Consider the following 17,786-nt stretch of genomic DNA (forward strand, 5'->3'; position numbering starts at 1 on the left):
GTCGCCACCTTTTTCGCGCGGCGCGGCCGGATCTGTTGTCCATGCAACCATCGGAAAGAGAAGGAACCGCCCCCATGCGATTCAATGCGACACGCTTCGCCGCGACCCTGCTGGTCGCCGCATGCGCGACCGCCACGGCCGGTCGCGCGGCCGCCGTCACGCAGGACGACCTCCGCGACACCGTCACGCGCCAGATCGCGCCGCTGATGAAGCAGTACGCGATTCCCGGCATGGCGATCGGCATCGTCGCCGACGGCAAGCCGTACGTGTTCGACTACGGTGTGATGTCCAAGCAAACCGGCAAGCCGGTGACCGGCGACACGCTGTTCGAGATCGGCTCGGTCAGCAAGACGCTGACCGCGACATTGGCGTCGGACGCGCAGGAGGGCGGCGAACTGTCGCTCGCGGACCCTGCAGGCAAATATCTGCCCGAGCTGCAGGGCAAGCCGTTCGGCGTCGTGACGCTGCTCCAGCTCGGCACGCACACGCCCGGCGGAACGCCCCTGCAGGTGCCGGACAGCATCCGCGACGACGCGGGCCTGATCCGCTATCTCGACGCGTGGCGGCCCGCGTATGCGCCGGGCACGCACCGCAAGTATTCGAACGTCGCGATCGGCATGCTCGGCTGGCTCACCGCGAAGGCGATGCACCAGGATTTCGCGACGCTGATGGAGCAGCGGCTCTTTCCCGCGATCGGGATGACGCATACGTACATCAACGTGCCCGCCGCGCGCATGGCCGACTATGCGCAGGGCTACACGAAGGACGGCAAGCCGGTGCGGATGACGGAAGGCATGCTGTGGCAACCGGCTTACGGCGTGCGGACCACGGCGGCCGACCTGCTGCGCTTCGTGCAGGCGAACATGGGGATGATCCACACCGCGCCGCGCTTGCAGCGCGCGATCGAACGCACGCACACCGGCTACTTCCGCGCGGGGCCGCTGACGCAGGACCTGATCTGGGAACAGTACCCGTACCCGGTCGCGCTGCCGACGCTGCTGGCGGGCAACGCGCCGAAGATGCTGTTCGATGCGGTGCCGGCCAGCGCGATCCAACCGCCGCTCGCGCCGAACCCGGCGACCTGGATCAACAAGACGGGCTCGACCGGCGGTTTCAGCACGTACGTCGCGTTCGTTCCCGCGAAGCGGATCGGGATCGTGATGCTCGCGAACGGCAACGTGCCGATCGAGGAGCGCGTGAAGGCCGCCTACCGGATTCTCGGGTCGCTCGGCGACGCGCGGTAACGTTGTCGCGCCCGCCCGTCGGGAAGCGTTCATGACGGGCGGGCGAGCCCGTGGTCGGCGGCTCGGGCCGGCGGCACGAGATCGCGGCCGACGGCTGCACGCCGGTCGAAGCGGGCTTCGCCTGACGCGGCCCATCATCCCGCCGCGCGCAAAACTGTTTTAGCGATTCACGCCTTCCGCCGTCGGCACCGGCCGTCGATACTGCGACGCACGACATTTCGCGGGACGGGTGCCGCATGGCCCGTTTCGCCTCCGGAGCAGCGGATGAAAGGCATCAGGATATTCGTGACGGGCGCGACCGGCTACATCGGCGGCTCGGTGGCCGCGCGGCTCGTCGCGGCAGGGCACGTCGTCACCGGGCTCACGCGCGATGGCAGCCACGCCGCGAAGCTCGCGGCGGCCGGCATCATGCCGGTCGTCGGCACGCTCGACGACACGGCGCTGCTGTACGCGTTCGCGCGCGACGCGGACTGCGTCGTCAACGCGGCGAGCAGCGATCACCGCGAGGCCGTCGAAACGATCATCGCGGCGCTGAGCGGCTCGGGCAAGACGTTCCTGCACACGAGCGGCACGAGCGTGATCGCGGACGATGCGCAAGGCGCACACGGCGACGCGATCGTGTTCGACGAAACGACGCCGATCGTCGAGCCTGCGAAGGCCGAGCGCCGCGCGATCGACCGGCTCGTGATGTCGGCCGCGTCCCTCGGCATCCGCTCGGCCGTGATCTGCAACAGCATGATCTACGGCGACGGCCTCGGCCTGCGTCGCGACAGCGCGCAACTGCCGCTGCTCGCGGCCATCGCGCGCGATGCCGGCGCGGTGCGCGTGATCGGCAAGGGGCTGAACCGCTGGTCGAACGTGCACGTCGCCGACGTCGCCGCTCTGTATCTGCGTGCGGTCCATGCGGCGCCACCGGGTGGGTTCTACTACGCGGAAAACGGCGAAGCGTCGTTCGCGCAGATCGGCCGTGCGCTCGCCGCGCGGCTCGGGTTGCGCTCGGTCGTCGAATGGGACGTCGCCGATGCCGCGCAGGCGCTCGGTCACTCGCGTGCGCATTTCTCGCTCGCGTCGAACAGCCGCGTGAAGGCGCTGCGCGCGCGGCGGGAACTCGGATGGGCGCCGAAGCACGGCGCGATGCTGGACTGGATTCGCGACGAGATGCCCGTCGCGGCCTGACACGGCCGCTTCGCGTCGTCTGACGAAAAGCTGCGCGTGTTGGCGTGGCCGGCCTCCCGCTTCACCCCCGATTGTTCGGACAATATTCGCCGCGAATTATTGAATCGAAATCAACTGTGATTCGCACGCGCGCCCGCTTATCAAACCGGCGCGGCGGCACTATCGTGGCGGTTCCTGACACCGCTGACGACTGCCGACCATGAAGACGACCCTCGACGAGATGCTCGCGTTCGTGACCATCGCCGATACCGGTTCGTTGACGGGGGCGGCGGACAAACTGCACCAGCCGACCTCGGTGATGAGCCGGATCCTGCGACGCCTCGAGGAAAAGCTCGATACCACGCTGATCCGCCGCACCACGCGCCGCCTCGAAGTGACCGAGGAGGGCAAGCTCTTTCTCGACTACGCGCGCGAAATCATCGCGTCGGTCGAATTCGCCGAGGAACAGATCGTCAGCCAGCGCGAGACGCCGGCCGGGCGGCTGCGGATCAATGCGGCGATGCCGTTCATGCAGCACGTGATCGCGCCGATGATGCCGGGCTTTCGCGACGCGTACCCGGCGATCGAGGTCGAACTGCATACGAGCGACGAGATCATCGACCTGCTCGAACAGCGCACCGACGTCGCGATCCGGATCGGCGAGCTGCGCGATTCGACGCTGCATGCACGCCGGCTCGGCAGCAGCCGGCTGCGCATTCTGGCGAGTCCGGCTTATCTGGAGAAAGCCGGCGTGCCGACGCGTGTCGCCGATCTCGCGAACCATACGCTGCTCGGTTTCGTGCAGCCGGAGACGCTGAACCACTGGCCGCTGCGCACCGCGGACGGCGACGTGTACCGCATTCATCCGGCGCTGCAGGCGTCGAGCGGCGAGACGTTGCTGACGCTCGCGCTCAATGGCGCGGGCATCGTATGCCTCGCCGACTACATGACGGGCACGCATCGCCGCGATGGCAGCCTCGTCGAACTGCTCGTCGACGACACCATCGAGTTTCGCCAGCCGATTCACGCGGTGTTCTATCGCAACACGACGCTGTCGTCGCGCATCGTCAGCTTTCTCGACTATGTGAGCGCGCAGTTGAAGGCAGGCGGCGACATCGATTGACGTCGATGCCGCCCGCACGGGTTCACGCGACGTAAAAAGGGCGACGGGTTCGCATGACATCGAACCCGTCGCCCTTTGCGCATCGCTCGAAGCGAACCGCGTGCTTACTGCCCCAGCGCACTCATCAGCCTGACCCGGCTCAACGTTTCCTCGGTGCGCGCCTGGGCGAGCGAATCCTCGGCCGCGAGCAGCGCACGCTGCACCTCCAGCGTATCGATGAACGCCGATTCGCCGCTGCGCCACGAGCGGTTGATCTGCGTATACGCATCACGCGCATTCGACACCGCGCGCTCGAGGCGCTCGGTCCGGCCGTGATTCCGGGCGGTCGCGGCCGCCGATGTCTCGACGTCGCCGACGGCCGTCAGCACCGCCGTGCGATAGGCGGCGAGTGCCTGGTCGGCCTGTGCGCGCCGCAACGCGACGACGCTGCGGCGCCGGCCGCCGTCGAACAACGGCGCGCTCGCGCCGGCGCCGGCCATCCACGCGAGCGAACGCGCGAGCGACGCGCCCGAGAAACCGTCGATCGCCGCGCCGATCACGCCGATCAGTTGCAGGTGCGGCTTCAGGTCGGCCTCGGCGACGCCGATGCGCGCATAGGCCGCGACGACGCGCGCCTCGGCCGCGCGCACGTCGGGCCGCCGGCGCAGCAGGTCGGCCGGCGTGCCGATGCCCGGCGCGGCGGCGGTCCACACCGGCGCGGGCGCGGGCGGGTCGAGCCGCGCATAGATCGCCTGCGGCGTCGACGCGGTGATGATCGACAGCCTATGGATCGCGGCTTGCCGCTGCAGTTGCAGCGCGGGCAGCTCGGCCAGCGTCGTTTCCGTCTGCGCGGTGGCGCGGTCGACGTCGGCGGCCGGCACGACGCCGGCGTCGAACAGGCGCCGTGTCGATTCCTCGGTGCTGCGCTGGCTCAACGCGTTGGCCTCGACCAGCGCGAGCCGCTGTTCGAGGCCGCGCACCGTCACGTAGGTGCGCACGGTTTCGTCGATCGTCGCGATCCGCACGGCCGTCGCATCGTTTTGCGCCGATGCGATATCCGCGTCGGCTGCCGACACCCCCTGGCGGATGCGGCCGAAGATGTCGATTTCCCATGCGAGGCTCGCATTCAGGTCGAACGCGTTGCCGGTCGTCGGCGTATCGGTCGGGAACGCCTGCGATGCGGAAAGCCGCTGACGGCTGGCGCCGGCATTCAGGTCGACGGACGGGAACCATGACGACGCCGCGCCGATCCGCACCGCGCGGGCCGCATCGATGCGCGCGACGGCCGCCTGCAGGTCCAGGTTGTTCGCGAGCGCAGTGTCGACCAGCCGGTCGAGGATCGGATCGTGGAAGCCATGCCACCACGCGCCGGTGTCGGCGGCCGGGCCGCCGGCCGCGAGATCCGCGTTCGCATAGGTCGCGGCCAGCGGCGGCGGGGTGACGGTGGCGACCGGGGCGCTCGTGCACGCGGTCAGGATGGCCGCCGCGGACAGCGCGGCCACGAGTCGAACGAACTTCATTGCACAGCCTCCGTCGCGACGGCTGCGACAGCGGTCTTGCGCATCGCGAGCCGGCGAACCATCACATAGAACACGGGCGTAAACAGCAGCCCGAAGAACGTCACGCCGATCATCCCGAAGAACACCGCCGCGCCGACGGCCTGGCGCATTTCCGCGCCCGCGCCTTCGGAGATCACGAGCGGCAGCACGCCGAGGATGAACGCGAGCGACGTCATCACGATCGGGCGCAGCCGCTGCACGCATGCTTCGACGACGGCCTCGACGAGCTCGGCGCCGTCGGCCTCCAGCTGTCTTGCAACCTCGACGATCAGGATCGCGTTCTTCGCGGCGAGCCCGACCAGCACGATGAAGCCGATCTGCGTGAGGATGTTCACGTCCTGGCCGAGCGCGCGCACGCCGAGCGAGGCGGCAAGCAGGCACATCGGCACGATCAGCAGGATCGATACCGGCAGGCTCCAGCTGCCGTACTGCGCGGCGAGCACCAGATAGACGAGCAGCACGCACAGCGGGAACACGAGCAGCCCCGTGTTGCCGGCCGTGGTCTGCTGATAGGACAGATCGGTCCACTCGAACGAGATGCCGGGCGGCAGCACCTGTTTCGCCAGTGTTTCCATCGTCTTGATCGCGAAGCCCGAGCCGAGGCCCGGCGCGGTATCGCCGTTGATTTCGGTGGCCGGATACAGGTTGTAGCGCGGCGCGCGATCGACGCCGAGCATGTCGTCGATACGCGTCACGCTGCCAATCGGCACCATCTCGCCGTCGCGATTGCGCACCTTCAGCCGCGCGAGATCCGACGCGCCGACGCGGAACGGCAGGTCCGCCTGCGCGGTCACGCGATAGGTGCGCCCGACGATGTTGAAGTCGTTGATATAGGTCGAACCGAAATACGTCTCGACCGCGTCGTTGATCGCCTGGCTCGGCACGCCGAGCATCTCGGCCTTCTCGCGGTCGAGTTCGACGTGCACCTGCGGGCTCGTCGCGGAGTAGGGCGTGTAGACGCCGACCATGCCGGGCGTGCGGTTCGCGGCCGCGACGAGATCCTGCGTCGCCTTCGCGAGCGCGGCGGTGCCGAGGCCGTTGCGGTCTTCGAGCCGCATCGCGAAGCCGCCCGTGCTGCCGAGACCCTGCACCGGCGGCGGCATCGCGACGACGATCGACGCTTCGGTGATGGTCGCGAGCCGCTTGCGCATCTCGGCGGCAATCGTGTCGATCGTCAGGCCGCGCGCCTTGCGTTCGGGCCAGGGCTGGAACACCGGGAACAGGCCGGCGCTGTTCGCCGAGTTCGTGCCGGTCGCCGCGTTGACGCCGGAGAACACCGGCACGCGCGCGACACCGGGCACCGACAGCGCGATGTCCTCGATCTTGCGCGCGATCGCGCTGGTGCGTTCGAGCGTCGCGCCGTCGGGCATCCGCACGAGCACGACGAGGTAGCCGCGATCCTGAGCGGGAATGAAGCCCTTCGGGCTCGACACGAGCAGGTAGCCGGTCGCGGCGATCAGTACCACGTACAGTGCGGCCATGGCGGGAATGATCCGGACGACTTTCCGGACCAGCCGGCCATACGCATCGGACAGCCGCTGGAACAGGCGGTTGAACGCGTTCGAGAAGCGTCGCGCGACGCGCATCGCCGGCGCGAACGGCGCGGCCATGCGGGATGTCGGCGTCGGTGCGTCATGGTCACCGGCGTGCGCTTTCAGCATCATCGCGGACAGCGCGGGCGCGAGCGTTACCGACGTGAAGAACGAGATCGCGGTCGACACGGCGATCGTCACGCCGAACTGGCGGAAGAACTGGCCCGAGATGCCGGGAATGAACGAGGTCGGCACGAACACCGCGCACAGCACGAGCGTGATCGCGAACAGCGCGCCGCCGACTTCCTTCATCGTCAGCAGTGTCGCGTCGCGCGGCCCCGCACCGGCCGACAGGTGCCGCTCGACGTTCTCGACCACGACGATCGCATTGTCGACGACGATCCCCACCGCGAGCACGAGGCCGAACAGCGTCAGGTTGTTGATCGAGTAGCCGAGCACGGCCATCGCCGCGAACGTGCCGACGAGCGACACCGGAATCGACAGGATCGGGATGATCGACGGCCGCCAGCCCTGCAGGAACAGCAGCACGACGAACACGACGAGCACGACGGCCTCGTAGATCGTCTTGACGAGTTCGTGGATGCTGTCGCCGATGAACGCGGTCGGGTTGTAGCCGATGTTGTAGACGATGCCTTTCGGGAAGTCCCTGGACAGTTCGGCCATCTTCTTCTCGACCGCGGCCATCGTCGCGACCGCGTTCGCGCCGGGCTGCTGCAGCACCTGCAGCGCGATCGTCGGGTGGCGCAGCATGTAGCTGTCGGTCGCATACGCGAGGGCGCCGATTTCGACGCGTGCGACGTCCTTCAGCCGCACGAGCCTGCCATCCTTGCCCTGCTTGACGACGATGTCGCTGAAATCCTCGGGACGCTTGAGCCGCCCCTCGAAGATCAGGTTCGGCTGGAATGCCTGGTTCGTGATCGGCGCCTGCGCGACCACGCCGCCCGCGAGCTGCGTGTTCTGCGCGCGTACCGCGGCGATCAGGTCGGCCGGGCTCAGGCCGAACGACGCGACGCGCTCGGGGTCGAGCCAGATGCGCATCGAGTATTCGCGCGCGCCGAGTGCGTTGATGTCGCCGACGCCTTCGATCCGCTTGAGCACGTCCGCGACGTTGCGGATCGCATAGTTCGATACGTACAGCGGATCGTAGCGCTGGTCCGGCGAGTACAGGAAGATCGTGCCGAGCTGCGTCGGCGACGACTTGCGTACCGACACGCCGCTGCGCTGCACCGGTTCGGGCAGGCGCGGCGTCGCGAGCGCGACGCGGTTCTGCACCAGCACCTGCGCCTTGTCGACGTCGGTGCCGGGCTTGAACGTCGCGGTAATGTTCAGGCTGCCGTCCGACGTCGCCTGACTGTACATGTACAGCATGTCTTCCACGCCGTTCACTTCCAGTTCGATCGGCGTCGATACCGTTTGCGAGACCGTTTCCGCGGAGGCGCCCGGATAGGTCGCCTGGATCACGACGGTCGGCGGCGCGATGTCCGGATACTCGGACACCGCGAGCGAGAAATAGGCCAGCGCACCGGCGATCGTCAACACGATCGACAGGACGATCGCGAGCACCGGCTGCTGGACGGACAGGCGGCCGAGGTTCATTGCGCGCTCCCCATCGTGCCGCTCGCCGCGTGGGCCACCGTGGCCGCTTCGATCGCGCGCGGCACGGCCTTGACCTTGTCGCCGGCCTGCACGCGCTGGAAGCCGTCGACGATCACGGTATCGCCCGCCTTCAACCCCGCATCGATCTCGCGCAGGTTGCCGTACAGGCGGCCGGGCGTGACCGGGCGGATCGCGACGGTGCCGTTCGCGTCGACGAAGTACAGCACGCGGCGCGTCGCATCGGTCGCGACGGCCGCATCGGGCACGAGCAGCGCGTGGTGCGCGACGCGGCTCGACAGGTACACGCGGCCGAACTGGCCGGGGCTCAGGCGCCGGTCCGGATTCGCGACGCGTGCGCGCTGGCGCAGCGTGCCGGTCGAGTCGTCGAGGCGGTTGTCGACGAAATCCATCGTCCCCGTCAGCGACGGCCGGGCATCGCCCGGCAGCGCGATCGCGACCTGCCGCGACGACGCGTTGCCGCCGCTTGTCCGCGCTTCGCGCGTATAGCGCAGGTAACTTTCCTCGTCGACATCGAAGTAGATGTCGATCGGATCCTGCGACACGATCGTCGTCAGCACGGTCGCGTCGCTGTCGCCGCCTTTCACGAGATTGCCTTCGCTCACGAGTTTGCGGCTGATGCGGCCGGACATCGGCGCGACGATGCGCGTGAACGACAGGTCGAGCCGCGCGCGTTCGAGTGCGCCTTGTGCGCTCGTCACCTCGGCCTGCGCGCTTTGCACGGCCTGCCTGCGCTGGTCGTAGAGGCTCTGCGCGATCGTATCGGTCTTGATCAGGATGCTCGCGCGCTCGAAATCCTGCCGGCTCAGCTTCAGTTGCGACTGGGCGCGTTCGAGCGCGCCCTGCGCGGCGGTGACGGCCGCCTGGTACGGGCGCGGGTCGATGACGAACAGCAGGTCGCCCTTGCGGACGGTCGCGCCGTCCTGGAACGCGACCTTGTCGAGATAACCGCTCACGCGCGGACGCACGTCGACGGTGTCGACCGCTTCGAAGCGGCCGGTGTAGACGTCGACGTCGTGGACGTCGCGCACGACGGGCGCACTGACGATCACGTTGGGCGTCGCGGCCGGGGCCTTGTCGTCCGACTGGCAGCCGGCCAACGCGAAGAGCGCGGCGAGCGGAACGGCGGCCAGCACGGCCGATCGCGCGATGCGTTTCAATCCTGGATATCGGTTCATATGCGTACGAGATGTCGAGTGGGGCGCGTGGCGCCGGACGGTGCGAAGTATCGGGCGCGGCGCGCGGCGGATAAACGGACGAAGCGGCATAAGAACTTGTACTGCGCAGTCACGAATCGCTGCCTGCATCGGCGACCGGCGAGCCGGTTTCGCGGAGCACGGCGAGCAAGCGGAAGGGCAGCGACGACGCGCGGCCCGAATGCCTGTTCAGGCGATTCGGGCCGGCCATGCGGAGGGGGCGGACGCGCGATTGCGCGTATCGGAAGGCGTGCTTGCTTGCACGCCGACGTGGCTCAATGCCCGCGATAGATCGAGTCGCGGCCGTTGACCGACATCGCGCGGCCGGATTCGCCGGCCGTGCGGGTTTCGCTGCCGTAACCGGTCGTGTTCGCGGCCGGGGTGGCGTTCGGGGCGGATTGCGCGACGGCGTTTTCGCGCACACGCTGTTCGGCGGCGAGGATCGCGGCCGGATACTGGTTGTGGTCCAGCGCCGGGGTATAGCCGACGGCCGCGAGGCGGGCCATCTCGGCCTTCACTTCGGCGCGGGTCAGCTGATGGTCGGCCTGCTGCGCGAACGACAGCGCCGGTGCGGCAAGGATCAGGGCGGCAAGGGTGGAAGAAACGAGCGTTTTCATCATGGGTACCTGTGTGGTTGAGTGAGCCGCAACCAACGTCGACCACGTCGATGTCGTTGCGCGTGCAGCCAATATAGGTACGCCGACGCCCGGGAAAAACGGCTGCCGGACCAAATCATTTTTGATTCTGAGTCACGAATCGAACGTGAATTCGGTCGGCAGCCTTGCCGGCCGGGCGTCTGGCCCGAGCAGCGGCTAGGGGCCGGTGATCGAAACAGGCCGCCAATCGGCCCATTAGACCTCGCGGGACTCAAGTGTGTCGAATTCCGTCTTGGACAGACTTAACCGGTCTCCCTAGACTGAACTCGCTTTCCTTTACTCCCTGGAGAAAATCATGAGTCTCAAAGACAAGCTGCCCGGCAACAAGATCCTCGGTTTCGGTACCGCCCCGCTCGGCAACATGTTCCGCGACATCCCCGACGCGGAAGCCGCGGCCACCGTCGAAGCCGCGTGGCAACACGGCATCCGCTATTTCGATTCGGCCCCGTTCTACGGCGCCGGCCTGGCGGAAATCCGCCTCGGCGACGCGCTCGCGAACCATCCGCGTGACGAGTACGTGCTGAGCACGAAGGTCGGCCGCGTGATCCTCGACGAAATCGAAGACGTGTCGGCGCGCGATCTCGGCGAAAAGGGCGGCCTGTTCGAACACGGCCGGCCGAACCGCATCGTCAACGACTACTCGGCCGACGCGACGCTGCGCTCGATCGAGGACAGCCTGAAGCGTCTGCGCACCGACCGCCTCGATATCGTGTGGGTGCACGACATCGCGCAGGACTTCTACGGCGACGAATGGCTCGCGCAATTCGAAGTGGCGCGCAAGGGCGCATTCCGCGTGCTGAGCAAGCTGCGCGAGGAAGGCGTGATCAAGGCGTGGGGCCTCGGCGTGAACCGCGTCGAACCGATCGAACTGGTGCTCGACCTCGCCGAACCGCAACCGGACGGCATGCTGCTGGCCGGCCGCTACACGCTGCTCGATCACGAGCGCGCGCTGCAACGCGTGATGCCGGCGGCGGCCGCGCAGAACGTCGGGATCGTCGTCGGCGGCCCGTACAGCTCGGGCGTGCTCGCGGGCGGCACGCACTTCGAATACCAGAAGGCGTCGCCGGAAATCCTCGCGAAGGTCGACCGGATCAAGGCGATCGCCGCGCGCTACGACGTGCCGATCAAGGCCGCCGCGCTGCAGTTCTCGATGTCGCATCCGGCGACCGTCGCGGTGATCCCGGGCGCGAGCCGTCCGGAGCGGATCGCGGAAGACCAGGCCGCGCTGAACGTGGCGATTCCGGCCGACTTCTGGCGCGAGATGCGTGAACAAGGCCTGATCGCGGCCAATGCGCCGCTGCCGACCGATCGTTGATCCTGAAAGGTGATGACATGACACAGGCACATGCAAGTATCGAGATCGCGGCTTCGGCCGACACGGTCTGGCAACTGATCGGCGGCTTCGGGTCGCTGCCCGACTGGCTGTCGTACATTCCGGCCAGCGAGCTGAGCGAGGGCGGGCGCGTGCGGCGTCTCGCGAATCCGGCGGGCGATGCGATCGTCGAGCGGCTGGTCGCGTTCGACGAAGCGGAGCGCAGCTATACGTACGCGATCCTCGAAGCACCGTTTCCGGTCGTGAACTATCGCTCCACGCTGCGCGTGCGCGAGAACGGCCCGAACGCGTCGAAGGTCGAGTGGTCCGGCACGTTCACGCCGCACGGCGCGACCGACGACGAAGCGATCCGGCTGTTCCGCGGCATCTACGAAGACGGCCTCGCGGAACTGGCGAAGCGCTTCGCGGTGGCCTGACGGCGACACGTCGCATCGTGTGACGGAGGCGGGGCGTCCGGCTCCCGCCACGCCTTCGCCGCGGGTGTCGCCTGCGGCGAAGGCTTGGGCGCAGGTGTGAGCGCGTCGGCGTGGTTCTACACCGACGGGCCGCCGCCATCGGCGTGCAGCTCGTCGATCAGCAGCCGCGCGCCCGGCGAGATCGGCGCGCCCTTGCGCGTGACGAGTTCGTAAGGCTCGCTGCGCGAACCGATCCGCAGCGGCAGGATGCGCGTCATGTCGTGCCGCGCGAAGAATTCGGCGACGTCGATCGACACCAGCGCGACGAACGACGGATTGCCCTGCAACAGCGCGAGCGTCGCGAATGCCGACGTCGTTTCGAGCAGATGCGGCGGAAAGCGGATGTCGGCTTCGAGGAATTCGCGTTCCAGGAGCAGCCGCATCGGCATGTTCGCGCGATACACGACCCACCTGTATTCGGCGAGGTCGCGCAGCGCGAGCTTCTTTGCGCCCTTGAGCGGATGGCGCACGTTCGCGACCACCGCGAGCGTCTCGTCCTGCAGCTTCACGCTGTCGTAGAGCTGTGGCGTGCGGCTGATCGTCGTGCGGCAGATTGCAAGATCGAGCCGGCCTGCGTCGATCTCGCTCAGCAGCGCTTCGCTGGTGTCCTCGACGATCTCGACGGACATCTCCGGATGGCGTGCGACGAGCGTCGAGATCGCATCGGTCAGCCGCGGCACCGCGCCCATGATCACGCCGACGCTCACGCGCCCGCCATGTCCGCGCAGGATGCCGACGATTTCCTCGCGCAGATGTGCGAGATCGGTATGAATCAGCCGCGCGTAGCGGATCACGCAATCGCCGACCTCGGTCGGTTCGAGCCCGCGGTTGGTGCGATTGAACAGCGGCGTGCCGAAGGTCGTCTCGATCTCCTGCAGCGCCTTGCTCGCGCCCGGCTGCGTGAGCGCGACCTGCTGCGCGGCCTTGAGCAGCGAGCCCTGGTCGGCGAGCGCGATCAGCAGGCGCAGCTGCTTCAGGTGAAGGCGGGAAATGATGGAGTGAAGCGGCGGGGTCATGGATGTGACGAAAAGTTATACCGGTATCACGTCCCGTCAATTGTCTCGACGATTGCGATTCCTTATGCTGGCCCGTCGAGCCTTTTTATCAAGCTGTTTTTGGATGGGTGAACCGGGATGCCGCCGGCGTGCGGCGGAAAGCGGGCGCACTCACTATAACTTGAACTTATTGCCGTGTCGATTGCGGTCGCACCCGGACGACACGCGCTGGATGCCAGGAGCGAAGCACACATGGATCTGAACATCGAAGGCCGCTGGGCGCTGGTTTGCGCGGCCAGCAAGGGGCTGGGCAAGGGGTGCGCGCAGGCGCTCGTCGCCGAGGGCGTGAACGTCGTGATCACCGCGCGCGGCAGCGACGCGCTCGACGCGACCGCCCGCGAACTGCGCGCGCTCAACCCGGCCGTCACGGTGGTGGCCGTGGCCGGCGACATCACGACGAGCGCGGGCCGCACGGCGGCGCTCGCGGCCGCGCCGCAAGTCGACATCCTCGTGAACAACGCGGGCGGCCCGCCGCCGGGCGATTTCCGCGAATGGACGCGCGACGACTGGATCGCGGCGCTCGACGCGAACATGCTGACGGCGATCGAGCTGATCAAGGCGACCGTCGACGGGATGACCGAGCGCGGCTTCGGGCGCATCGTCAACATCACGTCGAGCGCCGTGAAAGCGCCGATCGACGTGCTCGGCCTGTCGAACGGCGCCCGCACGGGGCTGACCGGCTTCATCGCGGGCATCGCGCGGCAGAAGCGCATCGCGGCGCGCAACGTGACGATCAACAACCTGCTGCCGGGGCTGTTCGATACCGACCGTCTGAAGAAGGCGACCGAAGCGTCCGCGCAGGCAGAAGGGACGGACTACGAAGCGACGCGTGAAGCGAAGCGCCGCAACGTGCCGGCCGGGCGTTTCGGCACGGCCGACGAATTCGGCGCGGTCTGCGCGTTCCTGTGCAGCGCGCACGCCGGTTACCTGACCGGGCAGAACGTGCTGCTCGACGGCGGCGCATATCCGGGCACGTTCTGATCGCGCGGCGTTCGTCGCGGGATGCCCGGGCCGCACGGTGCGCCCGGGCATGGCTTGCCCGCGTTACTTGATCACCAGCGGATTGACCGGCGCACCGGTGCCGCCGACGATCTTCAGCGGCGCGGCGGTGTACAGGAATTGCCACTGGCCGTCGCGCGCGCAATCTTCCGCGAGCGCATCGAGCAGCACGACCTCGGTGAACACGACGCCGAGGTTGCGCATCAGCGCGTTGTGCAGCGGAATCATCACGCCCGACACGGGGTCGACCGTCACTTCGTTGCCCATCGTATCGGTGACGAGGTTCGGAATCTCCATCTCGCGGAACCATTCGACGAGCTCGCGGCTGAACGTGAGCCCCGGCTCGACGTAGTCGCGATAGAACTCGGCTTCGTCGCGCTCGTAGAACGATCCGATCCAGCCGGTGCGGATCAGCAGGATGTCGCGCGGCTCGATCGTCACGTTCTGCGCGCGCGCCGCGTCGAGCAGGTCGTGATGATCGAACGTCTCGCCCTTGTCGAGCACGCGCTTGTTGCGATGGCGCGCGATGTCGATCAGCACCGCGCGGCCCGCGATACCGCGCTCGGCGATCGGCAGGATGCTCGCGCGTTCGAGGCCGCCGACCGTGCTCAGCGCGTCGTAGCCGTTCCACAGCGTATCGTCGTACCACACGTGCCCGAGCGCGTCGCACTGCGTCGAGCCCTGCACGTGCATGAAGATCACGTCGTCCGCGTATTCGACGTTGCCGTCGAAGTGCGCCTTGCCCGCGAGGAAATGGCCCTTGTCGAGCACGTTCATCCGCATCGACGGGCGCCGGCCCGGAAACAGCGGCTCGCCCTTCGCGTGGCCGATGTCCACCTGCAGCGTGAAGGTGCGGCCCTGGCGCACGGCGGCGATGCCGCGCATCACCTGTTCGGACTGCAGATAATTCAGCGCGCCGACTTCATCGTCGGGGCCCCACTTGCCCCAGTTGGTCGGCAGGCCGTCGAGCAGGCGCTTGACGTCGGGGCCATCGGCCGGTTTCTGCACACACATGTTCGTCTCCATCGTTGTGATCGACGCGAACCCGGGGGCGATTTGCCGTGCGGGCATTCGGCATCGGACGGGCGCGCCCGGTGCGGCGCGACGTCGGGCCAGTATAGAAATCGCGCCGCCCATCCGGTATTGAGAGCCGCTCATAGCGCTATGAAAAGCTGTCATGCGCGAAGTATTGACGCGGGTCGGGCGGGTTTGAAACCATCGTGGTCGATCGTGGCGGCGCTGCATGCGCGTCGACGCCAACGCATCCAGTCGATTGATCCACACAGGAAACGGAAATGAACATCGCAGGCAACTTGCTGATCGGTCAGCGCGCGCGGCGCGGCACCCAGGGCGTCACGTATGCGATCGACGCGGCGAGCGGCGAACGCATGGAGCCGGCTTTCGGCGGCGCGACCGTCGTCGATCTCGACGAAGCGTGCGCGCTGGCCTGGGCGGCCTTCGACGCGTATCGCGAGACCCCGCCCGAAGCACGCGCGCAGTTTCTCGAAGCGATCGCGGCGAACATCCTCGCGCTCGGCGATGCGCTGGTCGAGCGCTGCGTCGCCGAATCGGGCCTGCCGCGCGCGCGTGTCGAAGGCGAGCGCGGCCGCACGGTCGGCCAGTTGCGCCTGTTCGCCGGCGTGGTGCGCGCGGGCGACTACCTCGAAGCGCGCATCGATCCGGCGCAGCCGGAACGCCAACCCGCGCCGCGCCCCGATCTGCGCCTGCGTCATATCGGCGTCGGCCCGGTCGCGGTATTCGGCGCGAGCAACTTCCCGCTCGCGTTCTCGGTGGCGGGCGGCGATACCGCGTCCGCGCTCGCGGCCGGCTGCCCGGTGATCGTGAAGGCGCACTCGGCGCACCCCGGCACGTCGGAACTCGTCGGGATGGCCGTGCAGCAGGCCGTGAAAGCATGCGGGATGCCGGAAGGCACGTTCTCGCTGCTGTTCGGCAGCGGCCTTGAAATCGGCCAGGGGCTCGTGCGCGACCGCCGGATCAAGGCGGTCGGCTTCACCGGTTCGCGCCATGCGGGGACCGAACTGATCGCGATCGCGAACGCGCGGCCCGAACCGATCCCCGTCTATGCGGAGATGAGCAGCATCAACCCCGTGCTGTTGTTCCCGCACGCGCTGGAACAACGCGGCGACGCGATCGCACAGGCATTCGTGCAGTCGCTGACGCTCGGTGCCGGCCAGTTCTGCACGAACCCCGGGCTGATCTTCGCGGTGGAAGGGCCGGCGCTCGAACGCTTCATCGCGGCGGCGGCCGGGCGGCTCGCGCAGGCGCCGGCCGCGACGATGCTCACGCCCGGTATTCACCAGGCGTTCGAGCGTGCGGTCGCGGTGTTCGCGCAGCATCCTCAGGTGCGGACCGTCGCGCGCGCCCAGGCGCCTGCCGGTGCGAACCAGGGGCAGGGCGCGCTGTTCGTGACGAGCGCCGACGCATTCCGCGAATCGAAGGCGTTGCACGAGGAGATTTTCGGCGCGGCGTCGCTGATCGTTCGGTGTCCGGACCTGAACACGATGCTCGCGCTGATCGAGTCGCTGGAAGGGCAGCTGACGGCGGCGATTCATCTCGACGAAGCCGATTACGCGGACGCGCGCCGATTCCTGCCGGCGCTGGAGCGGCGCGCGGGCCGCGTGCTGGTCAACGGCTTCGGCACCGGCGTCGAGGTCGCGCATGCGATGGTGCACGGCGGCCCGTATCCGTCCACCGCGGACGGGCGTTCGACGTCGGTCGGCAGCCTCGCGATCCGCCGCTTCCTGCGGCCGGTCAGCTATCAGGACATGCCGGATGCGCTGCTTCCCGACGCATTGCGAACGAGCAACCCGTGGGCGCTGAACCGCCTGCTCGACGGCAAGCTCACGCTCGCGCGGTAAGCGGCGAGCGAATGGCAGGCGGGGCGTCGCGACGCACCGGCGCCCCGCGTTTTCACGGCCTTATTTGCCGACTGCCGCGACGACCTCCTCGCCGGTCAGGATCTCGCGGAAGATGCCCACCAGCGGGCGCAGGTTGACCTTGTGCCACGCGGCCCACAGCGGCGTGCGGTAGCTGAACCACGGCAGCTCGCGCAGCACGACGCCTTCCGGCACCTGGTGACGCAGGCTTTGCTGGATCATCGTCACGCCGAGCCCGGCGGCGACGAGCCCGAGCGCGGCGAGCGGCTCGGTCGCTTCCACCGAGATGTCCGGCGAAAAACCGGCCTTCGCACAGGCCGCGACGAACGCGCCGTGCCGCGGCGCGCTTTCCTGCTGCGTGACGCCGATCCACGCCTGCGCGGCAAGATCGTCGGCGACCAGCGTCTTCTTCTTCGCGAGCGGATGCCCGTCGGGCAGCGCGAGCAGCATCGGATCGTTCAGCACCATCGTCGAATCGAGTTCGGGATCGTCCGGTGCGGGCGGCTCGGTCACGAGCGCGATGTCGAGGCTGCGTTCGCGCAGGCCTTCGAGCTGCGCGGCGCAGGGATAGTTGTACAGCGCGATATGCACCGACGGGCGCTCCGCGCGCAGCGTTTTCAGCGCGCGCGGCAGCACGCCCGAGTGCGTGGCCGTTTCCAGATAGCCGATGCACAGACCGCCTTCGTCGCCGCGACCGAGCCGGCGCGCGAGCGATTCGAGCCGGTTCGCATGGCGCAGGAACGCATGCGCTTCGCTGAGGAACGTGCGCCCGTCACGCGTCAGACGAATGCGCTGCTGGCTGCGTTCGAACAGCGTCAGGCCGAGCTTTTCCTCGAGCTGCGCGATCTGGCGGCTGAGCGGCGACTGCGAAATGTGCAGGCGTTCGGCCGCGCGGCCGACGTGTTCCTCTTCCGCGACCGCGATGAAATATTGAAGCTGGCGGATGTCGAGCATGTAAGACCTTATGG

14 protein-coding genes are annotated in these 17,786 nt (G+C 68.1%); 7 read left to right on the forward strand and 7 right to left on the reverse strand.

All coding sequences use genetic code 11. The features are described 5' to 3' along the window. The first annotated feature begins 74 nt into the window (after positions 1 to 74). From ampC to H0X95_RS00865, 3 genes are all read left to right on the forward strand, one after another. The gene (gene ampC, locus H0X95_RS00855; RefSeq protein ID WP_006485212.1) at positions 75 to 1,244 is read left to right on the forward strand and encodes a class C beta-lactamase; all 1,170 of its coding nucleotides are present in this window, start codon (positions 75 to 77) and stop codon (positions 1,242 to 1,244) included. A 264-nt stretch (positions 1,245 to 1,508) separates the two neighbouring features. Then, positions 1,509 to 2,420 carry an NAD-dependent epimerase/dehydratase family protein gene (locus H0X95_RS00860; protein WP_080331936.1) on the forward strand — a complete coding sequence of 304 codons (912 nt, stop codon included), beginning with the start codon at positions 1,509 to 1,511 and terminating at the stop codon, positions 2,418 to 2,420. A 199-nt stretch (positions 2,421 to 2,619) separates the two neighbouring features. Beyond that, positions 2,620 to 3,522, forward strand: a complete 903-nt coding sequence (locus H0X95_RS00865) for a LysR substrate-binding domain-containing protein (protein ID WP_048988543.1) — start codon at positions 2,620 to 2,622, stop codon at positions 3,520 to 3,522. 104 nt (positions 3,523 to 3,626) lie between these two features. Here H0X95_RS00865 and H0X95_RS00870 read toward each other — a convergent pair whose 3' ends face one another. The 4 genes from H0X95_RS00870 to H0X95_RS00885 form a co-directional block, all read right to left on the reverse strand. Further along, a complete protein-coding gene (locus tag H0X95_RS00870) occupies positions 3,627 to 5,021 on the reverse strand; it encodes an efflux transporter outer membrane subunit (RefSeq protein ID WP_059721451.1) in 1,395 nt (464 codons plus the stop codon). After that, positions 5,018 to 8,209, reverse strand: coding sequence for an efflux RND transporter permease subunit (locus tag H0X95_RS00875; RefSeq protein ID WP_006497954.1), 3,192 nt, complete (start codon positions 8,207 to 8,209; stop codon positions 5,018 to 5,020). Before H0X95_RS00875 ends, H0X95_RS00870 begins: the two co-directional genes overlap by 4 nt. Beyond that, entirely contained in the window at positions 8,206 to 9,387 is a 1,182-nt protein-coding gene (locus tag H0X95_RS00880; RefSeq protein ID WP_230204586.1) for an efflux RND transporter periplasmic adaptor subunit, read from the reverse strand. The genes H0X95_RS00875 and H0X95_RS00880 overlap by 4 nt, the downstream gene beginning before the upstream one ends. Positions 9,388 to 9,698: 311 nt before the next feature. Next, positions 9,699 to 10,043 carry a DUF4148 domain-containing protein gene (locus H0X95_RS00885; protein WP_006497957.1) on the reverse strand — a complete coding sequence of 115 codons (345 nt, stop codon included), beginning with the start codon at positions 10,041 to 10,043 and terminating at the stop codon, positions 9,699 to 9,701. A gap of 331 nt (positions 10,044 to 10,374) precedes the next feature. Between H0X95_RS00885 and H0X95_RS00890 the strand changes: the two genes are divergently transcribed. Together H0X95_RS00890 and H0X95_RS00895 are read left to right on the forward strand one after the other, a co-directional pair. Continuing rightward, a complete protein-coding gene (locus H0X95_RS00890) occupies positions 10,375 to 11,394 on the forward strand; it encodes an aldo/keto reductase (RefSeq protein WP_006485206.1) in 1,020 nt (339 codons plus the stop codon). Positions 11,395 to 11,411: 17 nt separating this feature from the next. Beyond that, positions 11,412 to 11,828, forward strand: a complete 417-nt coding sequence (locus H0X95_RS00895) for an SRPBCC family protein (RefSeq protein ID WP_059721449.1) — start codon at positions 11,412 to 11,414, stop codon at positions 11,826 to 11,828. Between the two features lie 116 nt (positions 11,829 to 11,944). Here the strand turns inward: H0X95_RS00895 and H0X95_RS00900 are convergent, their stop codons facing one another. After that, positions 11,945 to 12,883: a LysR family transcriptional regulator gene (locus H0X95_RS00900; protein WP_006497959.1), complete on the reverse strand. Its 939-nt coding sequence runs from the start codon at positions 12,881 to 12,883 to the stop codon at positions 11,945 to 11,947. A gap of 231 nt (positions 12,884 to 13,114) precedes the next feature. Here H0X95_RS00900 and H0X95_RS00905 point away from each other — a divergent pair, with 231 nt between their 5' ends. Continuing rightward, positions 13,115 to 13,903, forward strand: a complete 789-nt coding sequence (locus tag H0X95_RS00905; protein WP_034203932.1) for an SDR family oxidoreductase — start codon at positions 13,115 to 13,117, stop codon at positions 13,901 to 13,903. Positions 13,904 to 13,966: 63 nt separating this feature from the next. Here the strand turns inward: H0X95_RS00905 and H0X95_RS00910 are convergent, their stop codons facing one another. Further along, positions 13,967 to 14,935: a cyclase family protein gene (locus H0X95_RS00910; RefSeq protein WP_006497961.1), complete on the reverse strand. Its 969-nt coding sequence runs from the start codon at positions 14,933 to 14,935 to the stop codon at positions 13,967 to 13,969. 281 nt (positions 14,936 to 15,216) lie between these two features. On the opposite strand from H0X95_RS00910, the gene H0X95_RS00915 reads away from it, so the two are divergent. Next, on the forward strand, positions 15,217 to 16,800 hold the full coding sequence (locus tag H0X95_RS00915; protein WP_034203933.1) for an aldehyde dehydrogenase (NADP(+)): 1,584 nt from the start codon (positions 15,217 to 15,219) through the stop codon (positions 16,798 to 16,800). A 60-nt stretch (positions 16,801 to 16,860) separates the two neighbouring features. Here H0X95_RS00915 and H0X95_RS00920 read toward each other — a convergent pair whose 3' ends face one another. Further along, positions 16,861 to 17,772 (reverse strand): LysR family transcriptional regulator, encoded by a 912-nt coding sequence (locus H0X95_RS00920; RefSeq protein ID WP_006497963.1) that lies wholly within the window; start codon positions 17,770 to 17,772, stop codon positions 16,861 to 16,863. Positions 17,773 to 17,786: the final 14 nt, after the last annotated feature.

Source organism: Burkholderia sp. 9779_493 (assembly GCF_015712215.1).
Classification (GTDB): Bacteria; Pseudomonadota; Gammaproteobacteria; order Burkholderiales; family Burkholderiaceae; genus Burkholderia; species Burkholderia cenocepacia.